We start from the raw sequence: 10,762 nt of genomic DNA, 5'->3' as shown, positions 1-10,762 counted from the left end.
GCGTCGCGAAATGCGCCAGATGGAAGGCGGCTGGGCCTCGACCTACCTGATCGACCAGTCCAAGACCCGCCTGGAGCGCCTGGGCTTCTTCAAGGAAGTGAACGTCGAGACCCCACCGGTGCCGGGCACCGACGACCAGGTCGACGTCAACTACAGCGTCGAGGAGCAGGCCTCCGGCTCGATCACCGCCAGCGTCGGTTTTGCCCAGAGCGCCGGCCTGATCCTCGGTGGTTCGATCAGCCAGAGCAACTTCCTCGGTACCGGTAACAAGGTGTCGATCGGCCTGACCCGTTCGGAATACCAGACCCGCTACAACTTCGGCTTCGTTGACCCCTACTTCACTGCCGATGGCGTGAGCCTGGGCTACAACGCCTTCTACCGCAGTACCGACTACGACGACCTCGACGTCGACGTGGCCAGCTACGCGGTGGACAGCTACGGTGCGGGCGTCAGCCTCGGCTACCCGATCAGCGAGACCTCGCGCCTGACCTATGGCCTGAGCGTGCAGCAGGACAAGATCAAGACTGGCAAGTACACCGTTGACGAGATCTTCGACTTCCTCGAAGAGGAAGGCGACAACTTCCTGAACTTCAAAGCCTCGATCGGCTGGTCGGAATCGACCCTAAACAAAGGTGTACTGGCGACCCGCGGTCATTCGCAAAGCGTAACCTTGGAATCCACCATTCCGGGCAGCGACCTGTCGTTCTTCAAGCTCGACTACCGCGGCCAGCTGTTCAAGCCGATCACCAACGACTACACCCTGCGTCTGCATACCGAGCTGGGTTATGGTGATGGTTATGGCAGCACCTCGGGCCTGCCGTTCTACGAGAACTACTTCGCGGGTGGTTTCAACTCTGTCCGTGGCTTCAAGGACAGCAGCCTGGGCCCACGCAGTACCCCAAGCCGCGGCGAGGCCAACGGTGGCAAGCCAGGCACCATCGCCGACCCGGACCAGGATCCGTTGCCGTTTGGTGGCAACGTACTGGTACAAGGTGGTGTCGAGCTGCTGTTCCCGCTGCCGTTCGTCAAGGACCAGCGTTCGCTGCGCACCTCCGTGTTCTGGGACGTGGGTAACGTCTTCGATACCAATTGCGGCAACCAGCCTGATTGCGAGAAGGTCGGTTTCTCGGGCATGGCCAGTTCGGTCGGCCTGGGCGTGACCTGGATCACCGCACTGGGCCCGCTGAGTTTCAGCCTGGCAATGCCGGTCAAGAAGCCGGACGATGCCGACACCCAGGTGTTCCAATTCTCTCTGGGCCAGACCTTCTGAGGTCGGCCCTTGCTTAACGACAACGGTTTATCCAGGAGTGCATCGTGCGTAAGTTGACCCAACTGGCCGTAGTGGCCGCGGCGCTGGTCGCCACCCCGGCTTTCGCCGAAATGAAGGTTGCCGTCCTGAACTATCAGATGGCCCTGCTGGAGTCGGATGCCGCCAAGAAGTACGCGGTAGATGCCGAGAAGAAGTTCGGCCCGCAACTGACCAAGCTGAAAAGCCTGGAAAGCAGCGCCAAGGGCATCCAGGACCGTCTGATCAAGGGCGGCGACAAGATGCAGCAGCAGGAGCGCGAGCGCCTGGAGCTCGAGTTCAAGCAGAAGGCGCGTGACTTCCAGTTCCAGTCCAAGGAGCTGAACGAAGCCAAGGCTGTTGCTGACCGCGACATGCTCAAGCAACTGAAGCCGAAGCTGGATGGCGCTGTCGAGGAAGTGATCAAGAAAGGTGGTTACGACCTGGTCCTCGAGCGTGGTGCGGTCATCGATGTCAAGCCTCAGTACGACATCACCCGCCAGGTCATCGAGCGCATGAACCAAGCCCGTTGATATGACCGTGACCATGACGCTAGGCCAGTTGGCCGAGGCCCTCGGCGCCACCCTCAAGGGGCCCGAGGCGCTGCAGATTACCGGGCTGGCCACCTTGCAGGAGGCTGGCCCAGGTCAGTTGAGCTTCCTCGCCAACCCGCAGTACCGCAAATTCCTGGATAGCAGCCAGGCGGCCGCGGTGCTGCTGAAGGCGGCGGACGCCGAAGGCTTTGCCGGCAATGCGCTGATCGTCGCCGATCCGTACCTGGCCTATGCACGCATTTCCCATCTGTTCGACCCCAAACCCAAGGCTGTGGCGGGTATTCATCCCAGCGCCGTGGTGGCTGAGGACGCGCAGGTGGATGCCAGCGCCAGCATCGGGCCGTTTGCGGTCATCGAAAGCGGTGCGCGCATCGCGGCCAATGTCAGTGTGGGTGCACACTGCGTGGTCGGCGCCCGTTGCGTGATCGGAGAGGGCGGCTGGCTGGCTCCACGGGTCACCCTGTACCATGATGTGACCATCGGCAAGCGTGTGGTCATCCAGTCGGGTGCGGTGATCGGCGGTGAAGGCTTCGGCTTTGCCAACGAGAAGGGCGTGTGGCGCAAGATCGCCCAGATCGGTGGCGTGACCATCGGCGACGACGTGGAAATCGGTGTCAACACTGCGGTCGATCGTGGTGCGCTGTCGGATACGCGGATCGCTGACGGGGTCAAGCTCGACAACCAGATCCAGATCGCCCACAACGTGCAGATCGGTGAGCACACGGCCATGGCCGCCTGCGTCGGAATTTCCGGCAGCACGCGCATCGGCAAGCATTGCACCATTGCCGGAGGTGTTGGCATGGTGGGTCATATCGATGTCTGTGATAACGTTTTCGTGTCCGGGATGACCATGGTGACCCGTTCGATCACCGAACCGGGTGCCTATTCTTCCGGCACTGCCATGCAGCCACTGGCTGAATGGCGCAAGAGCGCCGCGCGTATCCGCCACCTGGACGACATGGCCAAGCGTCTCCAGCAGCTGGAAAAACGCGTCGATACCGTGACCTCAGGTGGCCAGCCGACATCAGAAGGCTGATACCATTCCCTGAGCAAGAGTGAACAGTCGCTAGCTGGCTCCTCTTTGGACTGCAAAAGGAGCGTGTGGTCAGCACCTGCGCTCCCTATTCTTATTACAGGCTTCCCCCCCGAAATGATGGACATCAACGAGATTCGCGAATACCTGCCTCACCGTTACCCGTTCCTGCTGGTGGACCGCGTGACGGAGCTGGACTACGAGGCCCAGAGCATTCGTGCCTACAAGAATGTCAGCATCAACGAGCCGTTCTTCAACGGCCATTTCCCGGCGCATCCGATCATGCCGGGCGTCCTGATCATCGAAGCCATGGCACAGGCCGCGGGTATCCTCGGTTTCAAGATGCTCGACGCCAAGCCGGCCGATGGCACCCTGTACTACTTCGTCGGCTCCGACAAGCTGCGTTTCCGTCAGCCGGTACTGCCGGGTGACCAGTTGGTGCTGGAAGCCAAGTTCCTCAGCCGCAAGAGCATGATCTGGAAATTCGAGTGCCGCGCCCTGGTCGACGGCAAGCCGGTTTGCTCGGCAGAAATCACCTGTGCGGAACGCTCCCTATGAATTCGATTGATCCTCGGGCCATTATCGACCCCTCGGCCAAGCTGGCCGAGGGTGTCGAGGTCGGCCCCTGGTCGATCGTTGGCCCCGATGTAGAAATCGGGGAGGGCACCGTCATCGGCCCACATGTTGTGCTCAAAGGGCCGACCCGCATCGGCAAGCACAACCGTATCTTTCAGTTTTCCTCGATCGGCGAAGACACCCCGGACCTCAAGTACAAGGGTGAACCGACGCGCCTGGTGATCGGCGATCACAACGTGATCCGCGAAGGGGTGACCATTCACCGCGGCACCGTCCAGGACCGTGCGGAAACCACAGTGGGCGACCACAACCTGATCATGGCCTATGCCCACATCGGCCACGACAGCGTCATCGGCAACCACTGCATCCTGGTCAACAACACGGCCCTGGCCGGCCATGTGCACGTTGGGGACTGGGCGATCCTGTCCGGCTACACCCTGGTGCACCAGTACTGCCATATCGGTGCCCACGCGTTTTCCGGCATGGGTACGGCGATTGGCAAGGATGTCCCGGCCTTCGTCACCGTGTTCGGCAGCCCGGCCGAAGCCCGCAGCATGAACTTCGAAGGCATGCGCCGCCGGGGTTTCAGCGACGAGGTGATCCATGTGCTGCGCCGTTGCTACAAGATCGTCTATCGCCAGGGCCTGACCGTCGAAGACGCGCTCAAGGAGCTGGACGAACTGGCTGCGAAGCACCCTGAGGTCGATCTGTTCCGTCAGTCGATCGTGAACTCCGCTCGCGGCATCACCCGCTGACATGGCCCAGCTTTGCGTAGCCTTGGTCGCGGGTGAGGCCAGCGGCGATATCCTCGGTTCAGGCTTGATGCGTGCCATCAAGGCACGCCGCCCGGACGTAAGGTTCATCGGCGTTGGCGGCCCCTTGATGGAAGCCGAAGGCCTGCAGTCCTATTTCCCCATGGAACGCCTGGCCGTCATGGGCCTGGTCGAAGTGCTGGGGCGCCTGCGTGAGCTGCTCAAGCGCCGCAAGCTGCTGATCGAGACCCTGATCGGTGAAAAGCCCGATGTGTTCATCGGCATCGATGCCCCCGATTTCACCCTCAACATCGAACTGAAACTGCGTCAGGCCGGGATCAAGACCGTGCACTACGTCAGCCCGTCTGTCTGGGCCTGGCGGCAGAAGCGTGTGCTGAAGATTCGCGAAGGCTGCGACCTGATGCTGACGCTGTTGCCGTTCGAGGCGCGGTTCTATGAAGAGCAGGGCGTGCCTGTACGTTTCGTCGGCCACCCGTTGGCCGACACCATCCCGCTCGAAGCCGACCGCCCTGCCGCACGTGCCGCGCTGGGCCTGGGCGAAGGGCCGGTAGTAGCGTTGATGCCGGGCAGCCGGGGCGGCGAAGTAGGGCGCCTGGGGGCTCTGTTCCTGGATGCTGCCGAGCGCCTGCGCCAGCAGGTACCGGGCGTGCGTTTCGTGCTGCCCTGCGCCAATGCCGCGCGTCGCGCCCAGGTCGAGCAGATGCTCGAAGGGCGCCAGCTGCCGCTGACCCTGCTCGATGGCCAGTCGCACCAGGCCCTGGCGGCCTGTGACGCGGTGCTGATCGCCTCGGGCACCGCCACCCTCGAAGCGCTGTTGTACAAACGGCCCATGGTTGTGGCCTATCGCCTGGCGCCCCTGACCTACTGGATCCTCAAGCGCCTGGTAAAGAGCCCCTACGTGTCGTTGCCGAACTTGCTGGCCCAGCGTGCGCTGGTTCCAGAGCTGCTGCAGGATGACGCCACCAGCGAAGCCCTTGCCAACACCCTGGCGCCACTGGTAGCCGATGGCAGCCAGCAGACCGAAAGTTTCGACGAAATTCATCGCACCCTGTGCCGTGACGCCTCCAACCAGGCAGCCGAGGCGGTACTGGCGTTGCTCAAGGACCGCTGACATGCAGATGGGACTGGATTTCAACCTGGTCGAAGACTTGGTCGCCGGCGTCGATGAAGTGGGCCGTGGCCCGTTGTGCGGCGCGGTGGTGACCGCAGCGGTGATCCTCGACCCGGCGCGCCCGATCCTCGGCCTGAACGATTCGAAGAAACTCACCGAAGCCAAGCGCGAAGCGCTGTTCGACGAGATCTGCGAAAAGGCCCTGAGCTTTTGCATCGCCCGCGCCGAGGTCGAGGAAATCGACCGCCTGAACATTCTGCATGCGACCATGCTGGCCATGCAGCGCGCGGTGGAAGGGCTGCACATTACACCGAAGCTGGCCCTGATCGACGGTAACCGCTGCCCGAAACTGGCCGTACCGGCATCGCCGGTGGTCAAGGGTGATAGCCAGGTGCCGGCCATCGCGGCGGCGTCGATCCTGGCCAAGGTGACCCGTGACCGGGAGATGAGCGCATTCGAGTTGATCTACCCGGGGTATGGCATTGGCGGGCACAAGGGCTACCCGACCCCGGTGCACCTCGAGGCGCTGGCACGGTTGGGGCCAACGCCCATTCATCGGCGTTCCTTTGCCCCGGTGCGGGCAGCTTGGGAAGCGCGTGCCGGTGTTCTCGATTCCCTGATCTGAACCCCCGGGGGCCGCTTTGCGGCCCATCGCCGGCAAGCCAGCTCCCACAGGGAACGCACAGCCCCTGACAGCTGCGCGGTCCCCGTGCGAGCTGGCTTGCCGGCGATGGGCTGCAAAGCAGCCCCAAAAAAAAACCTCAATTAAGCTACAATCCCGCCCTTGTCGTTCAGCACTGCTACAGGATCTTCCATGTCGGTTCCCTTCGTTCACCTGCGCGTCCACTCCGAATTCTCGCTGGTCGACGGCCTGGTGCGGATCAAACCGCTGGCCAAGGCGCTGGCCGGGATGAACATGCCGGCGGTGGCGATCACCGACCAGAGCAACATGTGCTCGCTGGTCAAGTTCTACAAGACCGCCATGGGCGCCGGCATCAAGCCGATCTGCGGCGCCGACCTGTGGCTGGCGGCTGCCGACCCGGAAGCACCGCTGTCGCGTATCTGCTTCCTGGCCATGAACCCCAAGGGCTACCGCAACCTCACCGAGCTGATCTCGCGCGGTTGGACCGAGGGCCAGCGCAATGGCCTGGTCATCCTCCAGCGTGAATGGATCGCCCCTGCCAGCGAGGGCCTGATCGCCCTTTCCGCAGGCAAGGAAGGCGATATCGGCATGGCCTTGCTGGCAGGCAAGGACGATGAAGCCGAGGCCCTGCTGCAAGACTGGATGGGCATGTTCCCCGAGCGCTTCTACGTCGAGGTGCAGCGTACCAACCGCGCTCGCGACGAAGAGTACGTGCACGCCGCCGTGGCGTTGGCTGACAAGTTCGGCGCTCCGCTGGTGGCAACCAACGACGTGCGTTTCATCAAGCAGTCGGACTTCGATGCACACGAAACCCGCGTATGCATCGGTGAGGGCTGGACCCTCGACGACCCGCGCCGGCCAAGGATGTACAGCGACCAGCAGTACCTGAAGTCGGCCGAGGAAATGGCCGAGCTGTTCAGCGACCTTCCCGACGCCATCGCCAACACTGTCGAGATTGCCAAACGCTGCAATATCCAGGTGCAGTTGGGCAAGTACTTCCTGCCCGACTTCCCCACGCCCAACGGCATGGGCATCGATGACTACCTGCGGCATGTGTCCCACGAAGGCCTGGAAGAGCGCCTGGCGGTGCTGTGGCCGAAAGAGACCACGCCCAATTACGAAGAGAAGCGCCAGGTCTATCTGGACCGCCTGAAGTTCGAACTGGACATCATCATCCAGATGGGCTTCCCCGGTTACTTCCTGATCGTGATGGACTTCATCAAGTGGGCCAAGAACAACGGCGTGCCGGTGGGCCCGGGCCGGGGGTCGGGTGCCGGCTCGCTGGTGGCCTACGTGCTGAAGATCACCGACCTCGACCCGCTGGCCTACGACCTGCTGTTCGAGCGCTTCCTCAACCCTGAACGTATTTCCATGCCCGACTTCGACGTCGACTTCTGCATGGATGGCCGTGACCGGGTGATCGACTACGTGGCCGAAGCCTATGGCCGCAACGCGGTCAGCCAGATCATCACCTTCGGTACCATGGCGGCGAAGGCGGTAGTTCGAGATGTAGCGCGGGTGCAGGGCAAGTCCTACGGCCTGGCCGATCGCCTGTCGAAGATGATCCCCTTCGAAGTGGGCATGACCCTGGAGAAGGCCTACGAGCAGGAAGAGATCCTGCGCGACTTCCTCAAGGGCGACGAAGACGCCCGCGAGATCTGGGACATGGCGCTGAAGCTCGAGGGCGTGACCCGCGGTACCGGCAAGCACGCCGGTGGTGTGGTCATTGCCCCGACCAAGCTCACCGACTTCTCGCCGATCGCCTGTGACGAAGAGGGCGGCGGCCTGGTAACCCAGTTCGACAAGGATGACGTCGAGGCGGCCGGCCTGGTGAAGTTCGACTTCCTTGGTCTGCGGACCCTGACCATCATCAAGTGGGCGATGGAGATCATCAACCGCGAGCAGGCCAAGAAGAACCTGCCCGACGTCAACATCGACTTCATCCCGCTGGACGACCGCAAGACCTACGAGCTGTTGCAGAAGGCCGAAACCACGGCGGTGTTCCAGCTTGAATCGCGGGGCATGAAGGAGCTGATCAAGAAGCTCAAGCCCGACTGCCTGGAAGACCTCATCGCACTGGTGGCGCTGTTCCGCCCAGGCCCGCTGCAATCGGGCATGGTGGACGACTTCATCAACCGCAAGCACGGCCGCGCCGAGCTGGCCTACCCCCATCCGGACTACCAGTACGAAGGCCTGAAGCCGGTGCTGGCACCGACCTACGGCATCATCCTGTATCAGGAACAGGTGATGCAGATCGCCCAGGTGATGGCTGGGTATACCCTCGGCGGCGCCGACATGCTGCGCCGTGCGATGGGTAAGAAAAAGCCCGAGGAGATGGCCAAGCAGCGCGGTGGTTTCATCGAAGGTTGTGCCAACAACAATATCGATGCAGACCTGGCCGGCAACATCTTCGACCTGGTGGAAAAGTTCGCCGGCTATGGCTTCAACAAATCCCACTCCGCCGCCTATGGCCTGGTGTCGTACCAGACCGCCTGGCTGAAAACCCACTACCCGGCGCCGTTCATGGCTGCGGTGTTGTCGGCGGACATGCACAACACCGACAAGGTGGTGGTGCTGGTCGAGGAAGTGCGCAGCATGAAGCTGCGCCTCGACGCGCCGGACGTGAACTTCTCGGACTTCAAGTTCACCGTCAACAATGACGGGCGCATCGTCTACGGCCTGGGCGCCATCAAGGGTGTCGGTGAAGGACCGGTGGAGGCGATCGTCGAGGCCCGCGCCCAGGGTGGCCCGTTCAAGGACCTGTTCGACTTCTGTGAGCGCATCGACCTCAAGCGGGTCAACAAGCGTACCCTCGACGCATTGATCCGCAGCGGTGCGCTGGACCGCCTGGGCCCGCACTTCCATGACGAGATCAAGGCCTACCACGCCAACATCGACATCAATCGTGCAACCTTGCTTTCGGCGCTGGGCGAAGCCATCAAGGCTGCCGAGCAAGCCGCCCACACCGCTGACAGTGGCCATGTCGACCTGTTCGGCGGCATGTTCGAAGCGGCGGATGCCGACGTCTACGCCAACCACCGCAAGGTGCGCGAACTGACCCTCAAGGAACGCCTGAAGGGCGAGAAGGACACTCTTGGCCTGTACCTCACCGGCCATCCGATCGACGAGTACGAGACCGAGATCCGCCGCTTCGCTCGCCAGCGCATCATCGACCTCAAGCCGTCACGCGATACCCAGACCATTGCCGGCATGATCATTGCCCTGCGGGTGATGAAGAACAAGAAGGGTGACAAGATGGGCTTCGTCACCCTGGATGACCGCTCCGGCCGCATCGAGGCATCGCTGTTTGCCGACGCCTTCATGGCGGCACAGTCCTTGCTGCAGACCGATGCCATGGTGGTGGTCGAAGGCGAGGTCAGTAACGACGACTTCTCCGGTGGCCTGCGCCTGCGGGTGAAGCAGGTGATGACCATGGAGGATGCGCGCACCAAGCTGGCCGAGAGCCTGCGCCTGAAGGTGGCACACGAAGCGCTCAAGGGCGACCGGCTGAAGTGGCTGGGCGAGCTGATCACCCGCCATCGCGGCGCTTGCCCGATCACCCTCGAGTACACCGGCAGCGACGCCAAGGCCATGCTGCAGTTTGGCGAACAGTGGGCTATCGACCCGGCCGATGGGCTGATTCAGGCGCTGCGTGACCAGTTCGGGCGTGAGAACGTCTTCCTGCAATATCGTTGAACCGACAAAAATTTAATCTCGACCTGAATGCGCCTGATCCCTTAAGGTAGGGCGCCAAACGGATCAACCGGCCGGCCGCCTGGCCGTAGACCCTAGACGGATGACTATGAACCCGAATTTTCTCGATTTCGAACAGCCGATTGCCGACCTGCAAGCCAAGATCGAAGGCCTGCGCCTGGTAGGCAACGACAACTCGCTGAACATCAGCGATGAAATTGCCCGTCTGCAAGACAAGAGCAACACCCTGACCGAAAGCATCTTCGGCAACCTGACCAGCTGGCAGATCGCCCGCCTGGCCCGTCATCCGCGTCGTCCTTACACCCTGGACTACCTGGAGCACATCTTCACCGAGTTCGAAGAGCTGCACGGCGACCGCCACTTCGCCGACGACGCTGCCATCGTCGGTGGTACCGCGCGCCTGGACGGCAAGCCGGTCATGGTCATCGGCCACCAGAAGGGCCGTGAAGTGCGTGAGAAGGTACGCCGCAACTTCGGCATGCCGCGCCCTGAGGGCTACCGCAAGGCCTGCCGCCTGATGGAAATGGCCGAGCGCTTCAAGATGCCGATCCTGACCTTCATCGACACCCCTGGTGCCTACCCAGGCATCGACGCCGAAGAGCGCAACCAGAGCGAGGCCATCGCCTGGAACCTGCGCGTGATGGCGCGCCTGAAAACCCCGATCATCGCCACCGTGATCGGCGAGGGTGGTTCGGGCGGTGCGCTGGCCATCGGCGTGTGTGACCAGTTGAACATGCTGCAGTACTCCACCTACTCGGTGATTTCGCCGGAAGGCTGCGCCTCGATCCTGTGGAAGACTGCCGACAAGGCAGCTGATGCAGCCGAAGCCATGGGCATCACTGCCGAGCGCCTGAAGAGCCTGAACATCGTCGACAAGGTCATCCAGGAGCCGCTGGGCGGCGCTCACCGTGACCCGGCGAAGATGTCGGAAAGCATCCGTGCCGACCTGGTGCAGCAGTTGGACATGCTCGGCAAGCTCGACCATGACGCGCTGCTGGCCCGCCGTTACGATCGCTTGATGAGCTACGGTCTCTGATAGCGAGATGAATGGCACCGGCTTCGCCGGTGTGCGC

General features: G+C 62.5%; 9 protein-coding genes. All 9 read left to right on the top strand.

Translation table 11 applies throughout. The annotated features are described in order from the left end of the window. Positions 1–1,270, top strand: a 1,270-nt coding sequence (gene bamA, locus ACK1U9_RS22755) for an outer membrane protein assembly factor BamA (RefSeq protein WP_449110200.1), incomplete at its 5' end; no start/stop codon positions are given. A 44-nt stretch (positions 1,271–1,314) separates the two neighbouring features. Further along, complete coding sequence (locus ACK1U9_RS22750; protein ID WP_015269197.1) at positions 1,315–1,818, top strand: OmpH family outer membrane protein; 504 nt, start codon at positions 1,315–1,317, stop codon at positions 1,816–1,818. A gap of 1 nt (position 1,819) precedes the next feature. Continuing rightward, entirely contained in the window at positions 1,820–2,875 is a 1,056-nt protein-coding gene (gene lpxD / locus ACK1U9_RS22745) for a UDP-3-O-(3-hydroxymyristoyl)glucosamine N-acyltransferase (protein WP_013971258.1), read from the top strand. A 114-nt stretch (positions 2,876–2,989) separates the two neighbouring features. Beyond that, positions 2,990–3,430, top strand: a complete 441-nt coding sequence (gene fabZ, locus ACK1U9_RS22740; protein WP_004375427.1) for a 3-hydroxyacyl-ACP dehydratase FabZ — start codon at positions 2,990–2,992, stop codon at positions 3,428–3,430. After that, positions 3,427–4,203, top strand: coding sequence for an acyl-ACP--UDP-N-acetylglucosamine O-acyltransferase (gene lpxA, locus ACK1U9_RS22735; RefSeq protein WP_046616623.1), 777 nt, complete (start codon positions 3,427–3,429; stop codon positions 4,201–4,203). The genes fabZ and lpxA overlap by 4 nt, the downstream gene beginning before the upstream one ends. A 1-nt stretch (position 4,204) precedes the next feature. Then, complete coding sequence (gene lpxB, locus ACK1U9_RS22730) at positions 4,205–5,332, top strand: lipid-A-disaccharide synthase (protein WP_108480683.1); 1,128 nt, start codon at positions 4,205–4,207, stop codon at positions 5,330–5,332. A 1-nt stretch (position 5,333) separates the two neighbouring features. Then, positions 5,334–5,957: a ribonuclease HII gene (gene rnhB / locus ACK1U9_RS22725; protein WP_046616625.1), complete on the top strand. Its 624-nt coding sequence runs from the start codon at positions 5,334–5,336 to the stop codon at positions 5,955–5,957. A gap of 189 nt (positions 5,958–6,146) precedes the next feature. Then, positions 6,147–9,671 (top strand): DNA polymerase III subunit alpha, encoded by a 3,525-nt coding sequence (gene dnaE, locus ACK1U9_RS22720; protein ID WP_046616626.1) that lies wholly within the window; start codon positions 6,147–6,149, stop codon positions 9,669–9,671. A 106-nt stretch (positions 9,672–9,777) separates the two neighbouring features. Continuing rightward, positions 9,778–10,725, top strand: a complete 948-nt coding sequence (gene accA, locus ACK1U9_RS22715) for an acetyl-CoA carboxylase carboxyl transferase subunit alpha (protein WP_046616627.1) — start codon at positions 9,778–9,780, stop codon at positions 10,723–10,725. The last annotated feature ends 37 nt before the right edge of the window (positions 10,726–10,762 follow it).

It is taken from the genome of Pseudomonas sp. XP1, assembly GCF_053557675.1.
Note: the sequence above shows the minus strand (reverse complement) of the source record. Positions and strands in the feature narration are given on the sequence as shown.

Bases quoted from the DNA above. Each gene is read 5' to 3' on its own strand.
- dnaE (WP_046616626.1), top strand. From the start codon at position 6,147: ATGTCGGTTCCCTTCGTTCACCTGCGCGTCCACTCCGAATTCTCGCTG.
- lpxA (WP_046616623.1), top strand. From the start codon at position 3,427: ATGAATTCGATTGATCCTCGGGCCATTATCGACCCCTCGGCCAAGCTG.
- lpxB (WP_108480683.1), top strand. From the start codon at position 4,205: ATGGCCCAGCTTTGCGTAGCCTTGGTCGCGGGTGAGGCCAGCGGCGAT.
- fabZ (WP_004375427.1), top strand. From the start codon at position 2,990: ATGATGGACATCAACGAGATTCGCGAATACCTGCCTCACCGTTACCCG.
- lpxD (WP_013971258.1), top strand. From the start codon at position 1,820: ATGACCGTGACCATGACGCTAGGCCAGTTGGCCGAGGCCCTCGGCGCC.
- accA (WP_046616627.1), top strand. From the start codon at position 9,778: ATGAACCCGAATTTTCTCGATTTCGAACAGCCGATTGCCGACCTGCAA.
- rnhB (WP_046616625.1), top strand. From the start codon at position 5,334: ATGCAGATGGGACTGGATTTCAACCTGGTCGAAGACTTGGTCGCCGGC.